Source organism: Chryseobacterium polytrichastri, from assembly GCF_900142445.1.
GTDB lineage: Bacteria > Bacteroidota > Bacteroidia > Flavobacteriales > Weeksellaceae > Chryseobacterium > Chryseobacterium polytrichastri.
Genome location: NZ_FRAV01000046.1, coordinates 13,952 through 37,821 on the forward strand (window position 1 = coordinate 13,952; position 23,870 = coordinate 37,821).

Consider the following 23,870-nt stretch of genomic DNA (forward strand, 5'->3'; position numbering starts at 1 on the left):
TTTTTTTAAATTATTATAAATATAGATAAACAGGGCGTTTTTTGCCTTAGAATCTACTTAGGATTCCCCAGTGAATTTTTGTATCATTAAATTTAAACGGATTTCCAAATTCGTTACCGTTCGACAATTGGAAACTCATGAGCCCAATCGGGATGAAGAAATTGAAACCAAGCCCCACACTGTAGAGTTTCGGTTTTACACCTAAAGATTTATTATTGAGCTGCCCGTATTGTCCGAAAACATCAAAAAAGGCCTGATTTCCGATGAGGTATCGATATTCTAAACTTCCGTAATAATAGAAGTCGGCAGCGAGGGAATTTTCATTGAAGCCCCGCATAGAATTCCATCCCCCAAAACGGTATAATTCGTTGGTGGAAAACTCTACTTTTGAGTCCATCATGGCGCCTTCGGCCTTTATATTGAGGAAGTGGTTTCCGTTGATATGATAATTGTGTTCTCCAAAAAAGTAGAATTGATTTTGTGGAGCTTTAATATTGTCTTTCGTATATGTTGTTGTCAGATAATCATATCCGGCGTTGATCTTTGTTTTGTAAAGGAAAAGATCAATATCTGTAGGTTCCACCATTTCAAACCATACCCCGATTCCTTTTTTATTGTAATCTTTCCCCTGAACATATAACGAGTCTATAATACTTGAGCTTTCGAAAGTTCCTCGAAGACCAATTTTATTTCTGTTATTGATATGATAGTAGAAAGCAGGAAGCGCTTTTACATTGGCGAAAGTAGAGTCTTGTCTGAAGATATTAACCTTCATATTTAATCCGACATTAGAATTAAACAGATAAGGAATATCGGTTTGTAAATCGAAATTCTGACCTTTATCTGGGTTTCTCTGCCAATATAAATTAACGGTTTCAAAACCATTGAACATGTTTTTGAAATTAACATTCAAGGTTCCGTTTAAAGTAAACTTCTCTGTCTTATCATTTCCAAAACCAATGACCCCATCAAAGGAATTGGTCTTTTTCTTTTCCATGAAGAGATAGATTTGGGTAGAATCTTTTGTAAATAAAGTTTGGGGTTGCCGTTCTAAACTCAAAAAAGGATGTCCTTGAAAGGTTTTATTAATCGCCAAAAGATTTTTATCGTCGTATATTTTACCTTTGAATTCTTTTTCAAGATTCTTCATAAATCTTTTAGGAACCCTTACATAATTTTTTACTACAAAGCCGTTGATGGTTCTTTTATCATTTTTATTGATATCTAATTCTACGATAGGATAGCCGTTTTTCTGACCTTTATATCTAGACTTGATTCTGCTGAAAGAATATCCATCATCAATATATCTTTTGTTAAGAACTTTTTTAGTTGAATCTAAATTTTTAGTAAAAAAATCTCTCTGAATTTTTAATTTCTGAGTAATAGAATCTGAAAGATTGACGTACGTTTCGTTGAAGTTTTTTCCTTTATCATAGAAAATTTCTGTGCTGTCGCCTTTTATTTTCACATCTTTTAATTCTGTGAAAAAATAATTGCTTTGAGCCAGAGAATCCAGAAACTTTACTGCAGATACAGAATCTTTTACCTTTTTCTTGACTTTAGTTTCAGAATCAATTAGGAAATAATGCTTCTTTTGCGCTTGTATAAAAACGCAAAATAGCACAAAAAATATTTTTAGAAATAACTTCAATTTTAAATTAATTAAACCATTAAGGTATATTAAGTTGTTAAGATTACTAAGTTTAACTTCGTATTAAGTCTGGGCTTAAAAATCAGAATGATTCATCTTAACTCAACTTAAATGCTTAAAATAAATCTTAATGGTTCAAAATATATTTTTTTATTATAGTTAAGAATTTGTTTAATAACTGAAACTAGGCCAGTTTATTATATTTCTTCATTAAATTTTCATAAGTTCCCTGAGGAAGAATCCATTTTAACGGAACTCCAATTTTCTGCCCGAATTTACCAAAATAATAATGAGCTTTCCATTTATTTTTTCCTAAAAGATTTTCAACATATTCTGCAACTTCCAGCGGTTCGGTTCCGTCCCCCACATGAGAATTCATTAAAGCATATACTTTATCAAAGACGTTTTTGTAAGGTTCAGAAACTTTTGTTTTCACTCTGTTTTCTGCAATATTGGTTTTGATATCTCCTAAGTGAAGCGAACAAACATGAACATTCCAAGGATACACTTCATATCTCATAGCCTCTGTTACTTTATCCAAAGCAGATTTTGAAGCAGAATAAAATCCACGGAAAGGCAATCCCATTTCGCTTCCAATACTGGAAACATTGATGATTTGCCCAAATTTATTTTCACGCATGTTGGGCATAACGGCAGTCATCATCTGAACAGCGCCCACCAAATTAAGGTTGAATAATTTTAAAATATCTTCTTTCGTAGAATCTTCCACGGCGCCTACCATTCCCATTCCGGCATTGTTAATCAAAACATCAATCTTGGTTTCAGTTTTCAATACTTCTGCAATTGCATGTTGCACTGCATCGTTATCTGTAACGTCTGTAGGAATCGATTTGAAATATTGGCTTTCTGTATGTTTTCGGCTTAAACCATAGACTTTATGACCTTTCTTTCCGAAATACTCGGCTAAAACAAAACCTATTCCTGATGAGGTTCCTGTGATGATTATTGTCATTTACTTCTTATTACTTTTAGAGTTATGGGGGGTGGCTGTAAATATTAATCTCTTAATCTTTACCTGTATGCTCGGTATATTAATGTTCAGCAAATGTAAAAAAGAAAAATGAACTCTCTTAATTTAATTTACAGCCGTAAATATTTTTACTTAAATTAAGAATAATGTTAATTTAAGTAAATGGTATTTGAATGAATATAATAAATTATCAATCAAGATGTGTAAAAACATATAATTATTTACATAGCATATTGTTATAATTCGGTTTGTTTATGGGGTGTTGGTGCTTGATATTGTTAATGTTTTTTTAATGAAAGCATAAGAAAGTGTTAACGAAAATAGCATTAAGTGCAATCTATTTTTGCATCTTAATAAAATGATGACATGAGTTTATTTAAAATCCCTGTCTCCGTATCTTACTTGGCAGGCCGGGGACTTTTAATTGGCGCAATATCTATTTCACCGATATTGCTATCCCAGCAAAAAAAGGACAGTTTAAAAGAAAAATCCATCGATGAAATTGTAGTTGTAGGATATGGAACACAGAAAAAGACAAAAGTTTCTGGCGCTGTTTCTGAAACTTCCCTTGATAAACTGAGCTCACGATCATTATCGGGAGTCGGAGAAGTGCTTCAGGGAAAAACTCCGGGAGTTACTGTCGTCAATGAAGGAGGAGATCCTAACGGTTCACCTAAAGTTAATATCCGTGGTTTGGGAGGAATCAATGGAGAAACACCATTGTATGTTATAGACGGGGTAGTTTTTAACGGAACTCCTTCTATTAACCCGAATGATATCCAAGATATCTCTGTACTTAAAGATGCATCGGCAGCTATTTATGGTGCGAGATCTTCGGGAGGAGTTATTCTGATCACTACAAAAAGAGGAAAAAAGGGAAGTCTGACTGTAGATTTTGATGTTAAGTATGGTATTAACCAGGCTTGGAAGCTTAAGGAATCATTAAATGCAGCAGAATTTCAGGATGTCATGTATCAGGCATTTGAAAATGCAGGAAAATTGAACAATTTACCATTGGCATTTAATGCAGAAAAATATCCTGATGGAAGAATTACAAGAACCGACTGGATGAAAGAAATCTTTCGTACAGGAATGATTCAGGAATATAATGTTAATCTTAGTGGTGGAAGTGATAAATCCAGATTTTTTGTTGGAATGAACCATCGTAATCTGGAAGGTATCTTATTGAATACTCAAGCAAAACGATATAATTTCAGAGTTAATTCAGAGCATAAGGTAAAAGATTGGTTAATGATTGGGGAAAACATGTATTACAATTACTCCGATGGAAATACAGCCGACACCAAAAGCGGATATACCGGAGCTCTTGTGGCCGCAATGTATTATCCTCCAAATGTACCTGTGTATACACCAACAGGTGCTTTTTCAGGACTGCCAATTGACGTGGCAGGAGGTTATGGAGATATGATTAATCCCGTAGCGTATCTTAAAAGAATCAGTATCAGAAATCCTACACATGAGATTTTAATTAATCCGTATGCGGAAATTAGTCTGGCAAAAGATTTTAAATTCCGATCTAATTTTTCACAAACATTCAGGCTTGGAAATATTAAAAATTTTACTGCCAGAGTGCCGGAAGTGGGGAAAATATTTGATACAAATAATTTAGAATATCAGTCGAACAATTCATCAACTGCTCTCGCAGAGCAACTTTTAACATATAAGATAGCCGCTAATAAGCACAATTTTGACTTTCTGGCTGGTTTTACTTTCCAGAAAACAATTGATGAAGGTTTTTTAGCAAAAACCTATGATTTCAGAAGTGAGGCTGAAGCTTTTCAATATCTTCAGAATGCAGCAGACACAAACAGAGAGGCTTCCAGCTATCGGTACCAGCAGTCTTTAGTGTCTTATCTGGCAAGAGTTAATTATGATTATGCAGGTAAGTATATCGTCAGTTTGTTAGGGAGAAGAGATGGATCATCATTAGTAGCAAAGCATAACCGTTTTGCCAATTATTATGCAGTTTCCGGAGCTTGGGTAGTATCTAAAGAAAATTTCATGAAGGATATTTCTTGGATTTCTATGTTTAAGATGAGAGGAAGTTACGGGATTTTAGGAAATCTTGGAGGTATTTCTTCACAAGCCGTAAACCCTTTAATGATTAGAGATAATAATATTATTTTCGGTCAGGATCCTTCTCAGAACATCGCTTATTACGCGACAATACGTCCTAATCCGGATTTAAAGTGGGGGAAATCTGAGCAGACGAACTTCGGCTTAGATGCTTCCTTTTTGCAAAACAGTCTTTCTCTACAGTTTGATTATTTCGTGAAAAATTCCAGAGATCAGATATTTAATGTAAGCTTACCAAGTACTTCGACTTATAATAGTCAGTATATCAATGCAGGGTTATTTCAGGATAAAGGATATGAATTAGGAATTAATTATAACAGCAAAAGAACGGGAGATTTTTCGTATTCCATAGGAGCTACATTCAGTCAACTAAAAAATACGGTTAAACAACTGGCAGATGTAGACGAAATTTTTATTAACACTAATGGCGTAAGAGGTGTTCTAAAACCTACCCGAATAAAAGTAGGAGAGTCGCTGTATTCTTATTACGGATATAAAACCGACGGTATTTTCCAGTCACAGGAAGAGGTCAATAATTATAAAGATGCTAATGGAAATCTTATACAGCCCAATGCAAAACCAGGTGATATCAAATTTCTGAAAAAAGAAGGAAATACAGGCGTTTTAAATAATAATGACTTTGTGAATCTTGGAAACCCTTATCCTAAATTTTCTTATGGGTTCTCCTATAATATGACCTGGAAGAGTTTTGATCTTAATGTATTTTTCCAAGGCGTGTATGGAAATAAAATTTTTAACGGTTTGAAGTTTATTTCATTAAATCCGGGCGGAACAGGACAGAATTATAATATGGACCGGGATATATTAAATGCGTGGACACCGCAAAATACCAATACCGATATTCCTAGATTAGTTCATGGAGATCCTAGTGGAAACTATTCAAAAGTATCTGATTTTTATGTGGAAGACGGATCATATCTGAGGCTTAAAAACCTTACGGTAGGATATTCTTTACCAAAAGACCTTTACCAAAAGCTTAATATAAACAGATTGAGAATTTATGTAACGACTAACAATTTGTTTACCATAACAAAATATACAGGCTTTGACCCTGAAGTAGGTATGGATTCTTATGGAGTAGATACGGGTAGATATCCACAAGCTCGTTCATTCATTTTCGGTATTGAAGCCGGATTATAATTTTTTAACGATTAAAATAATAAAAGATGAAATTTTTATATAAAATTATACTGATATCAGGAATTGCAGCTACAACATTATCATGTACCAATGAGCTGGATGTTCAGCCTGAAGGCACTCCTACAGAATCCAGCTTCTGGAAAACAGAGAATGATCTTATCACAGGAGCTAACGCGATGTATAAGCCTTTGTTTGATGGAGAATTTTACGGAAGAGGTTTGTTTTGGTTCATCAATGCCAGTGATGATATGGTAACAGGAAGAGCAAGAAGTGAGGCTGATAATGCTAAAAACTTTAGCAGTAATTACATTGCAGCGGGAGACCTTGAAACACAGTGGAATAAAAGATATAGTGTGATCGGAGTTGCCAACCGCGTGATCAGGAATATTGATAATATTCAGACTTCAGTAGCGGTAAAAAATAAATATCTCGGTGAAGCCTTGTTTATGAGCAGTCGTATGTATTTTGAATTGGCCTATAATTATGGGAACGAGAAAGCCGGAATTCCTATTATAGACCGTACAAAAGAACCTGATCCAAATCCAATTCCCAGAGCTACGAATGTTATGGAGAATTACAATTATATTGTAAATGACCTTAAAAAAGCAGCCGAATTATTGCCTAAACAGGAAGATCTGCCTGCAAAAGATTTTGGAAGACCTCATAAAGCAGCGGCATGGGCACTTTTAGCAAAAGTATACCTGTTTATGAAAGATTATCAGAATGCTGCTTTCTGGGCTAATGAAGTAATGACACAGGGAAACAGAGCATTGCTGGTAAATTATGCAGATGTTTTCAAATCTGAAAATAATTACAGCTCAGAATATATCTGGTCTATTCCGGGAACGCCGAAGTTTACATCTTGGGGAAGTATTCTTCCGGGCGTGATGCTGGAAAATAAAGGTTGGGGAGAATATAACGGTTGGGGATATTTTCAACCGACAAAAGAATTGTACGATGAATATGAAGCAGGGGACAAAAGAAGAAGTGCAACCGTGCTGAGGTTGGGGGACACCTTTACCTTTAACGGCACTCAAAGAACTTACGCTTCTACCAATTCTCTTACAGGATATCAGTTTAATAAATATATGGATGCTTTTAAATATCCTTTAAATAGTGGACATGTAAGCGCCAATGGAGATTATCCGTGTACGGATCTTGCAGTTCCGATTATGCGTTATGCTGAGGTAATTCTTATCAAAGCAGAAGCCAAAATCATGTTGGGGCAAAATGCTGATCAGGAAATCAATATGATTAGAACTCGTGCAGGCTTAACTCCTAAAAATGGATGTACACTGGCTGATCTTAAACATGAAAGGCGTTGCGAATTAGCAGGTGAATGGGCAGACAGACACAGAGATTTGGTGCGTTGGGGAGATGCTAAAAATGTTTATGCACAGCCTCTTCATGGGATAAGCGGACAGCAGGTCTGGGCAGTAAGAAATTTTAATCCTGCTATACATAATGTATGGGCAGTACCACAGGTTGAAATTGTCAACAGCCACGGAATCATTAAACAAAATGAAGGTTGGTAATCATATAATATAACAATAAATGTAAGCAGTATCACTACAGAAACTTCTGTAGTAATACCGCTTTTTAATAAAAATTATGAAAAAGGTAAAAGTTTTGATGCTAGCAGCCCTAGCTTTTTTTTCTAAAAGTCAGGCTCAGAATTATTTAAACTATAATGCGAGCAATGCGCATTCGCATAATGATTATATGCAGGAGATTCCTTTTTGGGAAGCGTATTATGCCAATTTTGGATCTATTGAAGCAGATGTTTTTTTAGTAAAAGATCAATTATGGGTAGCTCACACAGAAAAAGAATTATCGCCTGATAGAACCTTAGAAAATCTTTATCTGGATCCTATTTCAAAACAGATTAAACTGAACAAAGGAAATATTTATCCAGATACGAAAAAAAAGTTACAGCTCCTTATTGATATTAAACTAGATTATAAAACGAGTCTGAATGCATTAATTAAGACATTGAAAAAATATCCTGAAATTACAGGAAACAACGGAATTAAAATAGTAATTACAGGTGGAAGACCAGAACCTTCTGATTTTAAAAATTATCCAAGCTACCTTTATTTTGATGGTGATTTAGATAAGAATTATACATCGGATGAGCTGAAGCGGATTGGGCTTTTCAGTGCAGATTTACCACAATTGGTAAAATGGAATGGAAAAGGAATTCCAAGAGATGAAGAAACAGACAAGATTAAAAAGGCTGTGGAAAAAGCACACGCTCAACAAAAGTCTATACGATTTTACGGAGCTCCTGATTTTACGAATGCTTGGGTAAATCTTATGGATTTAGGAGTAGACTATATCAATACCGACCATATTCCGGATCTCAAGAAATTTATGAATACTATTCCTAAAAATTTCTATAAAAATACAAAAGAGTACAGCACTTATTCTCCCACTTATAAAACAGACGGAATCAGCAAAAAAGTAAAAAATGTGATTCTCCTGATTCCTGACGGTACTTCTTTACCTCAATATTATGCAGCCTTCACCGCGAATAAAGGAAAGCTGAATGTGTTTAATATGAAAGCTACAGGATTGTCTAAAACAAATTCATCGAATGCTTATATTACCGATTCAGCTCCAGGGTCAACGGCTTTTGCAACGGGCGTAAAAACAAAAAATACTTTTGTAGGTGTTGATGGAGCAGGAAAAGCGCTGGCACAGATTCCGGATATTATTGCAGAGAAAGGAATGGTTTCAGGACTCATTTCTACAGGAGATATTACCGATGCTACACCCGCAGATTTTTATGCACATTCTGATAATAGAAACAATTCTGAACCTATTTTGAAAGATTTTGTGAACTCTAAAACAAAGATCTTGATTGGCGGCCCAACAAGTGGATTGTCACAAGAGAATAGGCAAAAAATAAAAGATGCTAAGATTGACTTATTTGAAGATTTGAAATCGGTTAATAAAATCAATAACCGAACATTGGTGATTGATCCTTTAGCTTCAAAAAGAATAACTGATGGCAGGGGAAACTGGCTTGCTGATGCTTTTGATCTAACTTTAAATGATTTAAAAGAAAATAAAAAAGGTTTTTTTATGATGGTAGAAGCTTCCCAAACAGATGGAGGCGGACATAGTAATAATCTGGAGCAGCTGGTTACCGAGTTGTTAGATTTTGATGAGGTAGTGGGAAAAGCCATGAAGTTTGCAGATGAAAATAAAGAAACATTAGTCATTGTGGTGGGCGATCATGAAACAGGAGGGTTGACGCTCTTAGACGGAAGTTTAAAAGATGGTTGGGTATTTGGTAATTTTAGTACCAATGATCATACCTCTATTCCGGCAAGTGTATTTGCGTATGGTCCCAATTCTAAAGAGTTTACCGGATTATTTGAGAATACGGAAATCTTCAATAAAATACTGCAAGCCTACGGAATCCGAAAGTAAAACAGATATTCACAAATTGTGGATAACTCTGTGGATAAGTGTGTGAGTAAAGATAAATAGAAATGAGCAGAATAAAATATTCTGCTCATTATGTTTTTGATAATCAATATGTAATTTCCTTTTTTGAATCGGGAATTTTAAATTTGTTTTCCCCAATCCTGAAATCGTCCATTTTTATTAAGGGGCTAAATTTGTGGAAAAACTCATTGTGTACATCTTTCGGGATTTTTCTATCCTCATCTCCATCACAGTCAGAATACTTTTCATCAATGATGACTTTTCCTGTTGAAAAATTGATGTCATTTAGAAAATTAAATTCACAGGTATCATCAAATGTATTGAGTGCACCAATCAGATAAAAATCTCCATTTTGAAATCTAAACGTATGCTTGCTTGTATCGGTGTGTCTGGAATTGGTGAAGAAGGATTGTAAAATGACAAGACAGTTGTTTTTTATACTTACTTCAAGTTGATTACTTTCCGGATAAAACCCTGCTTCACTTGATTCAAGCAAAGATGAGTTTTCCTTCCAGATTTTAAGCTTTCCATTGATTTTTTTAAGGATATAAAACTTTCTTTTGTAGCCTTGATATTCAATTTTTTCACCGGTATTATAGACGATTACGGTTTCGTTAAGTTCATCTTTATCCAAATCTCCTTCTGTTTCTAAAACCTTTGTAGCATTTTTAGGAACAGAAAAATCTTTCAACTCCTGAGCATGAAGAATTGAGATTAGTAAAATGAAGAAAAAAGGCAGCCACTTTTTCATGTAAGTACGATTGGAATTATTGCCCAAAATCTTCTTTCTTCACCTCTGTGTCTTGAAGATTACATAGACAGCCTTTAAAGGTTTTATAAATGCCTGTAATCTCAGTTTCTTTACCTTTGCTGTCGGTCACAGTAATACCTGTAGAAAATGATTCATCTTCTGCAGAGTAGGTTCTGGAAATTAAATAGCTGTAGTTGTTATTTGTGAAGGATAAATAATCAAGACTCATTCCTGCATTCTGTTTTCCGCCGCCTCTATGATAAGATTTGTAGGTAAATTGCTTCCAGCTGTCTTTGTTCCTGCTTTTTGGAAATTCCATTTCAACAGTATTTTTGTTTCCAAATCGATACTGAATATATTGGTTCTGCTTGTCTTTTACTAAAGACATCTTTTTTCCATTTTTCGTTTCAAATGAATAAATGACTTCTTCGTTAGGCAACAGATATTGTGCCCAAAATGAAACAGGAATTAGAAAAGCGAAAATGATTACATATTTTTTCATTGAATGGTCACAACTTCAAATTATCGTGTTAATATACTGTCAAGATCCTTCCAAAACATTGGGTAAGATTTTTCTACAACATCTTCCTCTTCAATATTTAATTCTTTGATTAGGCAAAACGGAGCAAAGCTCATCGCCATTCTGTGATCTTGGTAGGTTCCAATAGAAATGTTTTCTTGTGGCTGGTTGAACCCAATTGATTTGATGGTTAAATCTGTAATTTCCGTTTCTGTTCCCAGTTTTTGCAATTCGATATGCAATGCTGAAAGTCGATCGGTTTCTTTTACCTTTAAAGTTCCTAAGCCTGAAATGTCAAATGGAATTTTCAATGCTGACGCTGTTACACAAAGGGTTTGTGCGATGTCCGGACAATTATTCATATCCAAAATGATCTTTTCCGGAAATGAAAAATTAGGATCAGGCTGAAGTGTAAGCTTGTGTTCATCTTCTGAGTAAATGGTTTTAATCCCAAAAAACTCTTCATAAATTTTTGCAATCGCTGAATCTCCCTGAGTAGATTCTTTGTAAAAGCTTTTCAGATGCATTGTTTCTCTTCCTAGCGCAGCAATAGAGTAGAAGTAAGAAGCAGAGCTCCAGTCACTTTCTACCTCGTAATTTACAATGGATGATTCATCATTTGCATTAAAAGGTTCCACTTTAATTGTGTTTCCTTCAAAGCTATTTTTAATTCCGAATTTTGTTAGAATATCCAATGTCATTTCAATATAAGACCTTGAAGTAACTTCACCTACAAGATTAATTTCTAATCCATTTTCTAATTTTCCTGCGATAAGCAAAAGAGAAGTGATGAATTGGCTTGAAATGTTGGCAGGAACATTCACCTGAGTTTGAGTGATTTTCTTTCCTGTAATTTTTAAAGGAGGAAAACCTTCATTTTCCATGTATTCAATTTCTACACCCAGATCTTGAAGAGCGCTTACCAAATTTTTGATAGGTCTTTCTTTCATTCTCTTTGATCCTGTAAGAATCGTAGTTTTTCCTTCTGCGATAGAATAGTAAGACGTAAGAAAACGCATTGCTGTTCCAGCGTGGTGAATGTCTACAACATCAGTAGTTTCAGACAATGCTTTTTTTAGCAATTGGGTATCCTGAGAGTTGGATAAATTCCCGATTTTTATGTTTGTAAACAGACTTTCTAAAATCAATAAACGATTCGAAATACTTTTCGAACCGCTAATTTGTACTGTTTTATTTCCTATGAGTGTTGATTTTTCTAGCTTCATTATTTCTTCAGATTTTATATTGTAGACATCAGATTTCAAATAGTCTAGCATTTGAAATCTGACATCTAGGATCTTATTTTAATTTTTCATTATTCTGATGACGATCCTTATCGCGATCAGTTTTTATTTTCATTTTTTTATCGAAAGCTTCCTGCAAATTCACTCCGGTTTGGTTGGCCAGACATAATGTTACAAATAGTACATCAGCTAGTTCCTCTCCCAGATCTTTACTTTTATCGCTTTCTTTTTCACTTTGCTCACCATATCTTCTGGCAATAATTCTGGCAACTTCACCTACTTCTTCAGTTAGCATCGCCATATTGGTCAGTTCATTGAAATAACGGACTCCAATTGTTTTTATCCATTCATCAACTTGCTGTTGCATATTTGTAATTTCCATTATTGATAGGCTCCAAGCGTTGGGTTAGTTGTTCTTGATACGTTAACGATGTCTGTAGGAACAGTTCCTGCAATTGTTGTATTTCCTTTTCCTCTTGCGAAAGAATTAGGTTTTACTCGAAGATTCAGATGTGCTGTAAAATAATTAACAAACTGAGGATCTTCGTTTTTGAAACTCTGAATTACACTTGTATTATTATCAAATGGGAAACCTGCTTCTGTAGTTCCAGAATATTTCAGCAAACTATTTTGAATAATAAAATTAAACTGCTGTCCAGGAGTTTGTTCGAAATTTACAGCGTTATCTCTGTCAGAGTAGACAATACTGTTTCTTATATTCAGTTGTTGTAATGCTCCCTGGTCGGTTTGTCCGGCATCATTCTTCCATTCATTGGTTGCAAAAATTCCGTTTCTGTTCATAGAAGAAAGTACCCTAGAGTAATTAGCAATTGTAGCATGCGTATATGTATGGTTTCCACCGAGGAAGATTCCTATGCAAGATTCTCCACAGTTGTTCATTACTAAGTTTTTAGCGTTTACGGTAGAGCCAACAGCGTAGATTCCATATTCTTGGAATGTATGAATGAAAGAGTTGCTGATGGTTGCATTAGTTTGTCTCATATCTAAACCTCTTGTTCCTCCGAAAAGTCTTGCGTGGTTCATGTTAAGCGTTGAGTTGGCTGCCATTCTGATAGAGTTCCAGTTTTTAGGAAGCGTATCATGGTCGGCATCATTTCTGTCTCCTCTAAGAATAACTTCTTTGTCTAAGATTCCATTAATATTTAATGTAGATCCTGTAGAAACTTTCATTCCGCTATTTTTATGGAAATATACTTTTGTTCCTGCCTGAATATTTAATACAACATTTGGGTTGACGGTAAGGTCTCCATAAATGATCTTAGCTTTATCATTATTCCAGGTCGTGTTATTGGTGATAAGGTTTGGATTGGTAGGTGTTTGAATAAAAAACTCAGCATCCTGAACCACAGAAAATAAAGTAACGTGTTGTTGACCAGCCGGACTGGTGAAAATCACTCGGTCTTCAGCAATAGCTTCCGGACCTGTGGCCTGTGGAGCAATTTCAACAAAAATATAAAGACTGTCTTTTTTTCTTAACGGAACATCTTTAAAATCATATCCTGGTTTTCCGTCTACATTTATTTTATATAAAGAGGTTGCCCCTTTTTCAAGATTAATTCTTGGGATTAAAATATCCTTATTTTCATTATTGTATACTTTTACAACGTAGGTTTCAGAACGAACCTGATGATATACGGTATCGCAAAATACAGTATCTCTTGAGAAGCTAAGTTGCTGTGAAGGAGCATCAAAGCTGATATCGTCCTTGTTGCATGATACTACAATAAGAAGCATCCAAAAGGAAAGGGCCAGTAATAATTTGAATTTCATCGAAATTAAAGTTTAATATAGATTTCAAATTTAACGAAAATACTTTAATTTTCTTATCATGAAAAAAATATTGGGTGAGTATTTGGAAATTAAAAAAAATATTGTATTTTTGCAGCCTAAAATTAGCAGAGAAATATCCATTACTATTTCGAAAGCAGAACTTTAATTTTTTAAAAAATTGTATTATGAAAAACGGAATTCACCCAGAAAATTATAGACTTGTTGTTTTCAAAGATATGAGTAACGACGAGGTGTTTCTTTGCAAATCTACTGCAGAGACAAAAGATACTATCGAGTATGAAGGACAAGAGTACCCTTTGCTTAAAATGGAAATCTCTTCTACTTCTCACCCTTTCTACACAGGAAAAGTGAAGTTGGTTGATACTGCAGGTAGAGTAGACAAGTTCATGAATAAGTACAAGAAATTCTCTAAGTAATTTTTTGAACCTCAAAAATACTAAAGTCTTCCAATTATTTGGAAGACTTTTTTTATTGCTTTTCGGTGGAAATTAAAGCAGAGAAGTTAAAAGTTAGTGTTACTATTTGTATTTTTGCGTTAGGCGGGAATGAAAATGATTCAGTCATAAACTTCTAGCCTTTAATATCTAACTTATTATCAAAATGCAATTAGTATTTTCAGATGCACAATATTGGGAAGATTTTCTTCCGCTTACTTTTACACGTCCCGTTGCCGAAATGCGATGCGGAATTCTTACGTTCGCCGAAAGATGGCAGAAAATCTTAGAAAACACAGACGTTTCTTATTTCACGGAAAATTATTTACAAGGTAAATTCAGAAATCCGGAAGATAAAGAAAGTCTTTTTCTAGTCACTAACTTTTTACCTACTGAAAACATTGTTCAGCAAATTAAAGAGCTGAAACAAGGGGAGGCTTTGGTGTATGAAGACGAACTGATTGCAGCAAAGATCAATATGAAAGATTTTTCGCTTCATCAGATCGAAAAAATGACGGATATTAAAGAAGAGCTTGTTTTCTTTAAAAAGCCAACCGACTTATTTACGTATAATGATAAAGCAATTGATTTCGATTTTGAATTGCTTACAAAAGGAAGAGTTTCTCAGGAACTTTCTTCTACCAACGGATTTTTAGGAGATAAAAAAGATCTGTTTATTGAAGAGGGTGCAGAAATTGAGTTTTCTACCATCAATACTAAAACAGGAAAAATTTACATTGGTAAAAATGCTGAGGTCATGGAAGGTTGTAATCTTCGTGGTCCGATTTCGCTTGGGGATAATTCTAAATTTAATTTAGGGGCTAAGATTTATGGAGCTACAACGATTGGTCCGCATTGTAAAGTGGGCGGTGAAGTTAGCAATATCATTATTTTTGGTTATTCCAGTAAAGGGCATGATGGATTTATAGGAAACTCGGTGATTGGAGAATGGTGCAATTTTGGAGCAGATACCAATTCTTCTAATCTTAAAAATAATTACGGACACGTTAAACTTTGGAATTACAGAACCAAAGCTTTTGAAGATACAGGATTGCAATTTGCCGGAGTGATTATGGGTGACCATTCTAAAACAGCGATCAATACTCAGTTAAATACAGGAACAATTGTAGGTGTTGCTTCTAATATTTTTAAAGCAGGCTTTCCTCCCAATCTTATAGAGAATTTTTCTTGGGGTGGATTTAAAGATGATGAAAAATTTAAATTAGATAAAGCATACGAGGTTGCAGAGAAAGCCATGGCAAGAAGAAAAGTACCTTTAACAGATGATGATAAAGCTATTTTGAAATATGTTTTTGAAACGTATTAATATATGATAAACAAAAACTTCAAAATATTTGAAGTTTTTTTCATTTATGATGTAATAGAATTAATTTTTTAATTGTCTTACTAATAGAAACAAAACTCATGACCCAAGAAACTTTTAAGGATACGGTATTCATTCTCAAAAATGAGATGTATCGCTTTGCGAAAAGATTTGTTATGAGCAGCGATGAAGCAGAAGATGTTGTACAGGATCTTATGATTAAGTTTTGGCAAAAAAAAGAGGAGCTGGCACAGTTTGGGAATTTAAAATCCTATGCTTTGAAAGCTGTCCGGAACGAGTGTTTGAACAGGCTCAAACACCACGACGTAAGGCAGGGCTTTGCAGATATGCAATTACACCGGTCCGAGCTTTACAGTATGGAAGTGAATAATTTAAAAGAACACATTATTGGTTTTATTAATGAGCTTCCGGAGAAACAAAAAATGGTAATCCATTTAAAAGATGTAGAAGAGTATGAGGTTTCTGAAATTTCTGAAATGCTGGAAATGGAAGAAAATGCAGTAAGAGTAAATCTTATGCGAGCAAGACAAAAAGTAAAAGAACAAATCTCACAATTGATGAATTATGAACAACGACAAATTTCAAGATAAATACGACGAAGTCTTCCAGCAGATAAAGGAAGAGAAAATGGACTGGGATTTTGAAGATTTTCTTCAAAAAGCAGAAGGCGGAACATCTGAAAATAAAGAAACTCCCATCATTCCGCTTACTACAAAAGCGAAACCTTCTTTCCCAAAATGGTTTTGGATGGCTGCAAGTGTAGCTTTGGTTTTTGGTGTTGGTCTTATTTTTAAAGAGAATCAAAATACAGCAGTAAAAGATAAAGCGCAGCTGGTTGAGAATCAAATTAGACAACAGAAAAAAGATTTCATCGAAGAAAATAATGATCATCAAGGGCAGGTGGCAGTAGCTATTCCTAATGATTCTATTGCTGAAGCTAAAAAAGATTCGATTTTTCAGGGAAATTCAGTAGCTGAAAAAGATGTTTTAGATGATATCTTACCTAAAAAAGGAAGATTGAAAAAAGAAAGAAGACCAAAATTTGTTAGCAACTCTTCTAAAAAAGATTCTTTAGGATACAAAAATTCTTATGTGATTGTAAACGGTAAAAGAATCGACAACGTAGAAGAAGCTATTAATGTGACTAAGTATTCATTTCAAATATTTGCAAATAACGTAAGTGAAAAATTAGCGCAACCCAAAGTGATGGATGACGATTACTAACTAAAAAAAACAAAAGATTTATGAACCTGATCAGGCATTAATCAACTCAGAAAAAATAAAAATTGACTCATGAAAAAAATATTGATAATATTCGCATTTGTTTTTTCCCATTTCTATAATGTGTATGGACAAGGAGACAAATTTGATAAACTGTTTGAAAAATATCAGGAAGTAGAAGGAGTGACTTCTATTAAGATTGCAAAACCCATGTTTGGGATGCTAAGTAGCCTTAATATTGATGATGCCCAACTGGATCAGATTAAGCCATTATTGGCAAAAATAAACGGATTAAAAGTCTTGATCACGGAAAATCCGGAAAAAGCCAATAGTACTGAAGGAAAAAAGGTTCAGGGTAATCTGATGCAATTAAGCAAAGACATTTCTTCGTATTTAAAAACGTTGAAGTACAGTGAAATAATGTCTATAAATAATTCCGGAGCGAAAATAAAGTTTCTTTCTTCGGAAGCTAAAGACGGAATTTTGGATGATTTGCTGTTAAGTATCAACAGTGACAGCGGAGAAAATATTCTCGTAATGCTTGACGGAAAACTCTCGATGGATGATGTGAGTAAGATCATTAATTCAAGCGAAACAAAATTATATCCGACAAGTAATACAAAAAGTAGTCTGACTTCGCAGAATAATCCTTCTTATTTAAATGGTGAAGCCAGAAATGTGGGAGAGTTCTCGGGAATTCATGTAAGCACTGGTGTAAATGTAGTTTACAAACAGGAAAGTCCTACCAATGTTAAAGTAATTGCAGATGCAGACAAACTTCAATATGTTATTACTAAGGTTGAAAATGGTATTCTGAAAGTATATATTGATAACAAAGGAGTTAGAAACTTAAGGTTTAAGAATTTAAGTGTGAATGTTTCTTCTCCAAGAATGAATAGTATCAAGGCCTCATCAGGTGCCAATTTCTCAACGGTAAACTCTGTTAAGGAAAATAATCTTACGATTGATGCTTCTTCAGGATCTACAGTGAAAGGAAAATTCAATATATCCAATACCACGAACGTTGAGGCAACTTCAGGTTCTATTGTTAAAGCTGAGGTTGATTCTAAAGATTTTGTATTAAAAGCCTCAAGCGGTTCTGATACAAGTTTTGAAGGACAGGTAACGGCTGCTGTATTTGATATCAGTAGTGGAGCGCTTTGTAAAGCTGAAAATCTAAAGTCAAGCATTGTTGAGGCAGAATCTACATCTGGTGCAAGTCTTTCTGTAAATGTTAGTGAAACATTAAAGGTAAGAGCGTCTTCTGGAGGTTTGGTAAAGTATAAAGGAAATCCTGAGATTACTTCAAATATCAGTAAAAACTCTGGCGGAACATTAAAGCCAATCAACTAAAAATCATTTGCCATGAAAACTTTAAAAAACATCTTTCTATTAGCTTGTGCAATGTTCCTATTGCAATCATGTGTAGTATCTCACAGACCTAATATGGATTTTTTCAGCAATTCAGATTATGATTTTAAAGGAGCAAGGTTTGAAAGTGTCAACGTACCGATGTTTTTAGCGAAACCTTTTATTAAGAAGGCTTTGAAAGAAAAAGGGGAGGATGAAGAATTGTTGAATCTGGTTAATAAAGTTTCTAAAATTAAAGTATTAACCGTGGAAAATGGTGATCCCGCAATGTTGAAAGATTATGCCAGCTATTTAAATAAAAACAATTACGAAGATTGGGCAAGCATAAAACACGATGGAGATAATGTGAATATCCGTGTAAAACAAAAAGGAGAAATGATCAAAAATATGTTGATTACGGTAAAATCCGATAAAGAATTGGTTTTTGTAGATGTAAGAGGAAGCTTTACAGCAGATGATATTACAAAAATGATCAGTTCTGCAGCTGATAAAAAATAATTAAACCCTTCATATACTCAATTATTTTGTACAAGTAAGCCGTTCCTCATATGAACGGCTTTTTATAGATAGAATGTTTAATGTTTAAATTGATTTAATCATATTGGATAATATTTTTAATTTAATATTAAATTAAGATTAAAATAATTATATAGAATATGTTTTTATGTATTTCTGAAGTATTTTTGCAGAGAAATAAATAGTTGTAATAACAATTGCCCTTTTTATCATAGTTAGAATAAGTTAACCCTTATATATTCAAGTTATTTTGTACAAGAAAGACCGTTCCTCATAAGATCGGTTTTTCGATTTAAGTTATTGATTATTAATTTTTATTTAAACTATTGAAAAGGATTTTCATATCTCGTTGAAATAGCCTAATTTTGCAAAGAAAGTAAAGATGTCTATTCATAACAAAATTGTAGAGGCAGCCATCACTTTCGATGACGTTCTTCTAGTCCCTTCTTATTCAGAAGTTTTACCTAACCAGGTTTCATTAAAATCAAGACTTACCGACAAAATCACGCTGAATGTTCCGATAGTATCTGCTGCAATGGACACAGTTACTGAAGGTGACCTCGCTATTGCATTGGCAAGAGTTGGAGGTTTAGGTTTTATTCACAAAAATATGACGATTGAAGAGCAGGCTGCACAGGTTAACCGTGTAAAGCGTTCTGAAAACGGAATGATTTCTGATCCTGTTACCCTTTCAAAAGATCACACTTTGGCTGAGGCTAAAGAAACAATGAGCAGATATAAAATCTCTGGTTTACCAGTGGTAGATGCTAATAATGTATTGATCGGAATTATCACCAATAGAGATGTAAAATATCAGGAAAACCTTAATCTTAAGGTTGAAGAGATCATGACGAAAGAAAATCTGATCACTTCTGATAAAAATACCAACTTAGAAAAAGCAAAAGCAATTCTTCTTAAGAGCCGTGTTGAAAAACTTCCGATTGTAGATCAGGATAATAAATTGGTTGGTTTAATTACTATCAAAGATATCGACAATCAGCTAGAATATCCAAACTCTAATAAAGACCAAAAAGGACGCCTTATCGTTGGAGCCGGAGTAGGGGTTGGAGAAGATACAATGGCTAGAATCGCTGCTTTAGTAGAAGCTGGTGTAGATATTATTGCTATTGATTCTGCACACGGGCATTCTATAGGAGTTTTAGATAAAATCAAACAAATCAGACAAGCGTACCCAGATTTGGATATCGTAGGTGGAAATATTGTAACTGCAGAAGCTGCAGAAGATTTAATTAAAGCAGGAGCAAACGTTCTTAAAGTAGGTGTTGGTCCTGGTTCTATCTGTACAACAAGAGTTGTTGCCGGAGTTGGGGTTCCTCAATTATCTGCGATTTACAACGTGTACGAATATGCTCAATCTAAAAATGTTACTGTAATTGCGGATGGAGGTATTAAACTTTCAGGAGATATCGTAAAAGCAATCGCAAGTGGAGCTGGAGCAGTAATGCTAGGTTCTCTTTTAGCTGGAACTGATGAGGCTCCGGGAGAAGAAATTATTTTCCAAGGTAGAAAATTCAAGTCTTACCAAGGTATGGGAAGTCTTTCTGCAATGAAGAGAGGTGGAAAAGAGAGATATTTCCAAAGTGAAGCTAAGAAATTCGTTCCGGAAGGAATTGAAGGAAGAGTACCACACAAAGGAAAATTGGAAGATGTAATTTTCCAATTAACAGGAGGTCTTAGAGCTGGTATGGGATATTGTGGAGCTAAAGATATTGAAGCTTTACAAACCGACACTAAAATGGTAATGATCACAGGAAGCGGATTGAAAGAATCTCACCCACATGATGTTATCATCACTCAGGAAGCTCCGAATTATTCTTTATAAGATAATTTTAAGAGATAAATTAAAAGCCACACAATTTGTGTGGCTTTTGTGTGTTTTTAAATGAATAATTTCAGTTAGAATTATCAATAGGAGCGGACTTTAGTCCGCTTTCAAAATATAGATTGGCAAAATTGGCTTTAGCCAAAACTTATATTGATTAAAGCTTAAGATTATTGGAGTCAGTGCTTTATGGTTGTAAACTAAGAAAGTAGGTCAATGAAACAATCATACGTTCCATCATAATCTTCCCATTTCTGATTGTTCACAAAAAATGATGGAGTTCCGTTAACGCCGCTTCTTACGCCGCCTTCAAAGTCAGCTTCAATTTTATCCTGAATTTCAGATGTACTTATATCATTCTCAATTTTATTAACATCTAATTGTAGTACTCTTATACATTCTTTAAGCAAGCCTTCATTCAGTAAATTCTGATTATCATAAATAAGATCGTGCATTTCCCAGAATTTCCCCTGATTTCCTGCAGCTTCAGCAATTGCCGCCGCCGACATGGCATATTCATGAGAATCCGTTAAGGGAAAGTTTCTAAAAACAAAGGCAACATCATCGGGATATTCCTCAATAAATTTTTTGACCAAAGGAAAAGCATGTCCACAATAAGGACATTGGTAATCTCCATATTCAACCAACACAATTTTTGCAGTTTCCGGATTTCCCTGAACATGATCATTCGGACCAATCGGAATTCTTAAAGTAGACATATTTATAGTTTTTATTTTAAATTTTCTAATGCATCGATAATTCCATCAGCTCCAGGATTAATTCCGTCTGGTGACAAATAACTCCATTGGATTATCCCATCCTTATCAATCACAAACAGTGCTCTTTTCGAAGTTCCATTTTCTTCATTATAAACTCCATATGCTTTGGAAACCTCACCTTTAGGGTTAAAATCTGCTAATAACGGATAATGTAATTTCCGATCTGCCATAAAAGCATCGTGGCACCAAGAGCTATCTACAGAGATCCCAAGAATATCTGCATTGTATTTATGAAAAATACTAAGCATCTCATTATACAAAGCCACTTGATCTCCACAAACAGGACTCCAGTCTGCCGGATAAAAAACCAAGATTAAATTTTTACCTAAAAAATCAGAGCGTTTTAATTTCTGATCGGGAGTCGCATGAAGCTCAAAATCGGGCGCTGAGGTTCCTTGTTGTAGTATCATAGAGTTGTGGTTTGGGTAATAAAATTAAGGATAAAGATTTAATTATTGAAAAATGATGAGATAAATTAATTAAAATAGATAGGGTATATTCAAAAGCTAAAAGAAGCTATTTTCAGACTCGTTGAAAAAAAATTGACCAATAGACTTTTTTGCTAAAAACTCTGTCGCACTATAAACCACAAAAACCTCGCATTTTTGCGAGGGGGTATCTTTAAAGGAACGAGCATGGAAAAAAGATTTCTAATTCTTATAAATAAATTCTCTTTGTAATTTATTAGTTGGGTCAGAACTTATGTAAGTTATTTTTTTGATTCTGTTTTTATCATAAAAATATTCTCTTTTTAAACTCTTATTATTCTCCAGTAAAAAGGTTTCCTTTATTGGTAAACTATCTTTAATTACCAAATTATAGTCCTTGATGATTTCGCTTTCAGGAATAAATAACGTAATATAAGAAGGATAAAAACGGATTTTTTTATTAAAGTTCTTATAAATTATTGTCTTTTCATTTCCGTTTACAATAGAGTCTTTTTTAAAATCATCATAATTCTTACCCACTGTTAAAATAGTAGCAAGGTCATTAACTTCACTACTGACTGCTTCAGGATGTTCAATCTTAATTCCTTTGGTTGATAAATCCTTAGCTTGATACAAATAATTTAGTACAGACTGAGTGTAATCAACATCTTTTACATTACCCTGAGAAACATAATTAAATTTTCCATTTTGATAAGTATAGTTCGATTTAGACTCTATTGTATTTGTTTGTTCATTGTATGATATTACTTCAATAGGCAAGTCTTTTTCATCGTATAGATAAGTAAAAAGCCTTTTACTATCTTCTAAAATATCTGTGGTCTTATTTTTTTTAATTTCTACAGATTGGATAGGCTTATTATCATTCTTTTTTGAACAGGTTGCTAATAAAGTCGCTACTAAAATAATTGCTATTCTCATTTTGTTACTTTCCAGAAAATTGTTTGATTATATACTGCTGAAGATTGAAGTCTAATTTTACCTTTGTTCATACCTGTGGTTGCTGCCTTTACCTGTGGTGCTTGGAAGCCAGAACCTACAGCACCTTTCCATTTGGCATAATCTCCATCTGATATATTCCAACCCATCGTATTCATATGCAATTCAAATCGTCCTGTACTTTTTCTATTGTCTGATGCTGGAAATAATGCTTGCTCTTTTCCATCCCATTGCTTTGCTCCATTACTATAATCAGCACCTCCTGTTACAGCATTAATTACCGCTCCTACAGCAACCTGCATTTTCGTCCCATTTCTATCTGTTTTTTCAGTATCCCTAAATGATTCTGCTTGTTGGCTACTACCTCCGTAAGCTTCACCGTTTTGTTCGTGCACACTTGCAATGGAATACATTTCTTTTTTTAGTTCTGTTCCCATCTCAGATTTAAAAGCAGAACTTTCTCCAAAAACAGTAGAAGCTTTTGCCTCTAACTTACTTTGGTTTATATCAAGTTCTTTAGCATTGGCAAAAGTGGCATTTCCTTTTTTGTCTTTTCCAATACCATCAGAAATATAAACTTTTCCATCATTTCCTAAATATCTTCCAAATTTTGTATAGTAGTCTCCTTCAGGAGCCATTCTATCTGGGTCGATAAAACGTATTGGATTATTAAAAGCATAATTGTAAGGACTATGACGACGCATTTGTTCTGCAAGAGGGTCAATTACTCCCCATCTTCCAATATCCGCCATATACATCCTCGCCCCATAATCATACACTCCGGATTCCTGCAATTCCTTACCATTATATTTGTAATTCTGATATCCGCCCAATAAGCTTTTCATACTGCCAATATGATTCATTCCAAAGGCATAGTAATTATTAGTATCTGTAACTTCCAGAGCTCCTGCGGCGTTTTTAGCAAAATTGACTCTTGCATTTCCTAAGTGGTCTCTATACTGGTAAATATAACGATTTTCCGTAAAGCTGTAAAATCCTTTTGAGGTAAGTATTCAATCCAATACTAACCTAGAGACGATAGAATTTGAACAAGAAAACCATTTTCAGACTCGTGGAAAAAATGCTTACCAATAAAAAAATTAAAGACTTTTTTGCTAAAAATTCAACTGTATTATAAAACACAAAAACCTCGCAAAATACGAGGTTTTTATTATAACTTTCCCTTGGGATACGAGCAAGACGCCATAAGTGTTCGAAACCTCATTCTGGATTTAAAATTTCATTCACTTTATTAGGATCCCCACCGCATCTTTCCACAATATCTTTAATAAT

At 34.2% G+C, this 23,870-nt stretch carries 21 protein-coding genes; 10 read left to right on the top strand and 11 right to left on the bottom strand.

The genetic code is table 11. The annotated features are described in order from the left end of the window. Nucleotides 1–46: 46 nt before the first annotated feature. Both BUB80_RS20395 and BUB80_RS20400 read right to left on the bottom strand, forming a co-directional pair. Complete coding sequence (locus BUB80_RS20395) at nt 47–1,624, bottom strand: BamA/TamA family outer membrane protein (protein ID WP_228433900.1); 1,578 nt, start codon at nt 1,622–1,624, stop codon at nt 47–49. 211 nt (nt 1,625–1,835) lie between these two features. After that, a complete protein-coding gene (locus BUB80_RS20400) occupies nt 1,836–2,624 on the bottom strand; it encodes an SDR family oxidoreductase (RefSeq protein WP_073297083.1) in 789 nt (262 codons plus the stop codon). 384 nt (nt 2,625–3,008) lie between these two features. Between BUB80_RS20400 and BUB80_RS20405 the strand changes: the two genes are divergently transcribed. The 3 genes from BUB80_RS20405 (at nt 3,009) to BUB80_RS20415 (ending at nt 9,338) form a co-directional block, all read left to right on the top strand. After that, a complete protein-coding gene (locus tag BUB80_RS20405; RefSeq protein ID WP_073297086.1) occupies nt 3,009–5,900 on the top strand; it encodes a SusC/RagA family TonB-linked outer membrane protein in 2,892 nt (963 codons plus the stop codon). A gap of 26 nt (nt 5,901–5,926) precedes the next feature. Continuing rightward, complete coding sequence (locus BUB80_RS20410) at nt 5,927–7,435, top strand: RagB/SusD family nutrient uptake outer membrane protein (protein WP_073297088.1); 1,509 nt, start codon at nt 5,927–5,929, stop codon at nt 7,433–7,435. Nucleotides 7,436–7,511: 76 nt separating this feature from the next. Beyond that, nucleotides 7,512–9,338 (top strand): alkaline phosphatase, encoded by a 1,827-nt coding sequence (locus tag BUB80_RS20415; protein WP_073297092.1) that lies wholly within the window; start codon nt 7,512–7,514, stop codon nt 9,336–9,338. 103 nt (nt 9,339–9,441) lie between these two features. Here the strand turns inward: BUB80_RS20415 and BUB80_RS20420 are convergent, their stop codons facing one another. The 5 genes from BUB80_RS20420 to BUB80_RS20440 form a co-directional block, all read right to left on the bottom strand. Then, nucleotides 9,442–10,107: a hypothetical protein gene (locus BUB80_RS20420; protein ID WP_073297095.1), complete on the bottom strand. Its 666-nt coding sequence runs from the start codon at nt 10,105–10,107 to the stop codon at nt 9,442–9,444. A 16-nt stretch (nt 10,108–10,123) separates the two neighbouring features. Further along, on the bottom strand, nt 10,124–10,609 hold the full coding sequence (locus BUB80_RS20425; protein ID WP_073297098.1) for a hypothetical protein: 486 nt from the start codon (nt 10,607–10,609) through the stop codon (nt 10,124–10,126). Between the two features lie 20 nt (nt 10,610–10,629). Next, nucleotides 10,630–11,853 (bottom strand): 3-phosphoshikimate 1-carboxyvinyltransferase, encoded by a 1,224-nt coding sequence (locus BUB80_RS20430; RefSeq protein ID WP_073297101.1) that lies wholly within the window; start codon nt 11,851–11,853, stop codon nt 10,630–10,632. Nucleotides 11,854–11,926: 73 nt separating this feature from the next. Further along, nucleotides 11,927–12,253, bottom strand: a complete 327-nt coding sequence (locus tag BUB80_RS20435; RefSeq protein WP_073297104.1) for a nucleotide pyrophosphohydrolase — start codon at nt 12,251–12,253, stop codon at nt 11,927–11,929. Beyond that, nucleotides 12,253–13,662 carry a hypothetical protein gene (locus BUB80_RS20440; RefSeq protein ID WP_073297106.1) on the bottom strand — a complete coding sequence of 470 codons (1,410 nt, stop codon included), beginning with the start codon at nt 13,660–13,662 and terminating at the stop codon, nt 12,253–12,255. Before BUB80_RS20440 ends, BUB80_RS20435 begins: the two co-directional genes overlap by 1 nt. Nucleotides 13,663–13,847: 185 nt before the next feature. Here BUB80_RS20440 and BUB80_RS20445 point away from each other — a divergent pair, with 185 nt between their 5' ends. The 7 genes from BUB80_RS20445 to guaB all read left to right on the top strand — a co-directional run bounded on the left by BUB80_RS20445 (nt 13,848) and on the right by guaB (nt 20,413). Beyond that, nucleotides 13,848–14,099, top strand: a complete 252-nt coding sequence (locus BUB80_RS20445) for a type B 50S ribosomal protein L31 (protein ID WP_054511422.1) — start codon at nt 13,848–13,850, stop codon at nt 14,097–14,099. Nucleotides 14,100–14,283: 184 nt separating this feature from the next. Further along, on the top strand, nt 14,284–15,444 hold the full coding sequence (locus BUB80_RS20450) for a GlmU family protein (protein ID WP_073297109.1): 1,161 nt from the start codon (nt 14,284–14,286) through the stop codon (nt 15,442–15,444). 98 nt (nt 15,445–15,542) lie between these two features. Next, a complete protein-coding gene (locus tag BUB80_RS20455; protein WP_073297112.1) occupies nt 15,543–16,052 on the top strand; it encodes an RNA polymerase sigma factor in 510 nt (169 codons plus the stop codon). Then, nucleotides 16,027–16,686, top strand: coding sequence for a hypothetical protein (locus tag BUB80_RS20460; protein ID WP_139262822.1), 660 nt, complete (start codon nt 16,027–16,029; stop codon nt 16,684–16,686). The genes BUB80_RS20455 and BUB80_RS20460 overlap by 26 nt, the downstream gene beginning before the upstream one ends. A 69-nt stretch (nt 16,687–16,755) precedes the next feature. Next, a complete protein-coding gene (locus tag BUB80_RS20465) occupies nt 16,756–18,036 on the top strand; it encodes a DUF4252 domain-containing protein (protein ID WP_073297115.1) in 1,281 nt (426 codons plus the stop codon). Nucleotides 18,037–18,048: 12 nt separating this feature from the next. Then, nucleotides 18,049–18,552, top strand: a complete 504-nt coding sequence (locus tag BUB80_RS20470) for a DUF4252 domain-containing protein (RefSeq protein WP_073297118.1) — start codon at nt 18,049–18,051, stop codon at nt 18,550–18,552. A gap of 400 nt (nt 18,553–18,952) precedes the next feature. Next, nucleotides 18,953–20,413, top strand: coding sequence for an IMP dehydrogenase (gene guaB, locus BUB80_RS20475; protein ID WP_073297121.1), 1,461 nt, complete (start codon nt 18,953–18,955; stop codon nt 20,411–20,413). A gap of 200 nt (nt 20,414–20,613) precedes the next feature. On the opposite strand, the gene BUB80_RS20480 is transcribed toward guaB, so the two are convergent. The 4 genes from BUB80_RS20480 to BUB80_RS23770 all read right to left on the bottom strand — a co-directional run bounded on the left by BUB80_RS20480 (nt 20,614) and on the right by BUB80_RS23770 (nt 23,590). Further along, complete coding sequence (locus BUB80_RS20480) at nt 20,614–21,132, bottom strand: DsbA family protein (RefSeq protein WP_073297124.1); 519 nt, start codon at nt 21,130–21,132, stop codon at nt 20,614–20,616. Nucleotides 21,133–21,143: 11 nt separating this feature from the next. Then, complete coding sequence (locus tag BUB80_RS20485; protein WP_083547309.1) at nt 21,144–21,602, bottom strand: redoxin domain-containing protein; 459 nt, start codon at nt 21,600–21,602, stop codon at nt 21,144–21,146. A 240-nt stretch (nt 21,603–21,842) separates the two neighbouring features. After that, nucleotides 21,843–22,559 (bottom strand): hypothetical protein, encoded by a 717-nt coding sequence (locus BUB80_RS20490; RefSeq protein ID WP_073297127.1) that lies wholly within the window; start codon nt 22,557–22,559, stop codon nt 21,843–21,845. Further along, entirely contained in the window at nt 22,556–23,590 is a 1,035-nt protein-coding gene (locus tag BUB80_RS23770; RefSeq protein ID WP_317043913.1) for an RHS repeat domain-containing protein, read from the bottom strand. Before BUB80_RS23770 ends, BUB80_RS20490 begins: the two co-directional genes overlap by 4 nt. Nucleotides 23,591–23,870: the final 280 nt, after the last annotated feature.

What these genes read in the sequence shown, in the direction of transcription:
- BUB80_RS20400 (WP_073297083.1), bottom strand. Translation starts at nt 2,624, where the DNA reads ATGACAATAATCATCACAGGAACCTCATCAGGAATAGGTTTTGTTTTA.
- BUB80_RS20405 (WP_073297086.1), top strand. Translation starts at nt 3,009, where the DNA reads ATGAGTTTATTTAAAATCCCTGTCTCCGTATCTTACTTGGCAGGCCGG.
- BUB80_RS20410 (WP_073297088.1), top strand. Translation starts at nt 5,927, where the DNA reads ATGAAATTTTTATATAAAATTATACTGATATCAGGAATTGCAGCTACA.
- BUB80_RS20415 (WP_073297092.1), top strand. Translation starts at nt 7,512, where the DNA reads ATGAAAAAGGTAAAAGTTTTGATGCTAGCAGCCCTAGCTTTTTTTTCT.
- BUB80_RS20420 (WP_073297095.1), bottom strand. Translation starts at nt 10,107, where the DNA reads ATGAAAAAGTGGCTGCCTTTTTTCTTCATTTTACTAATCTCAATTCTT.
- BUB80_RS20425 (WP_073297098.1), bottom strand. Translation starts at nt 10,609, where the DNA reads ATGAAAAAATATGTAATCATTTTCGCTTTTCTAATTCCTGTTTCATTT.
- BUB80_RS20430 (WP_073297101.1), bottom strand. Translation starts at nt 11,853, where the DNA reads ATGAAGCTAGAAAAATCAACACTCATAGGAAATAAAACAGTACAAATT.
- BUB80_RS20435 (WP_073297104.1), bottom strand. Translation starts at nt 12,253, where the DNA reads ATGGAAATTACAAATATGCAACAGCAAGTTGATGAATGGATAAAAACA.
- BUB80_RS20440 (WP_073297106.1), bottom strand. Translation starts at nt 13,662, where the DNA reads ATGAAATTCAAATTATTACTGGCCCTTTCCTTTTGGATGCTTCTTATT.
- BUB80_RS20445 (WP_054511422.1), top strand. Translation starts at nt 13,848, where the DNA reads ATGAAAAACGGAATTCACCCAGAAAATTATAGACTTGTTGTTTTCAAA.
- BUB80_RS20450 (WP_073297109.1), top strand. Translation starts at nt 14,284, where the DNA reads ATGCAATTAGTATTTTCAGATGCACAATATTGGGAAGATTTTCTTCCG.
- BUB80_RS20455 (WP_073297112.1), top strand. Translation starts at nt 15,543, where the DNA reads ATGACCCAAGAAACTTTTAAGGATACGGTATTCATTCTCAAAAATGAG.
- BUB80_RS20460 (WP_139262822.1), top strand. Translation starts at nt 16,027, where the DNA reads ATGAACAACGACAAATTTCAAGATAAATACGACGAAGTCTTCCAGCAG.
- BUB80_RS20465 (WP_073297115.1), top strand. Translation starts at nt 16,756, where the DNA reads ATGAAAAAAATATTGATAATATTCGCATTTGTTTTTTCCCATTTCTAT.
- BUB80_RS20470 (WP_073297118.1), top strand. Translation starts at nt 18,049, where the DNA reads ATGAAAACTTTAAAAAACATCTTTCTATTAGCTTGTGCAATGTTCCTA.
- guaB (WP_073297121.1), top strand. Translation starts at nt 18,953, where the DNA reads ATGTCTATTCATAACAAAATTGTAGAGGCAGCCATCACTTTCGATGAC.
- BUB80_RS20480 (WP_073297124.1), bottom strand. Translation starts at nt 21,132, where the DNA reads ATGTCTACTTTAAGAATTCCGATTGGTCCGAATGATCATGTTCAGGGA.
- BUB80_RS20485 (WP_083547309.1), bottom strand. Translation starts at nt 21,602, where the DNA reads ATGATACTACAACAAGGAACCTCAGCGCCCGATTTTGAGCTTCATGCG.
- BUB80_RS20490 (WP_073297127.1), bottom strand. Translation starts at nt 22,559, where the DNA reads ATGAGAATAGCAATTATTTTAGTAGCGACTTTATTAGCAACCTGTTCA.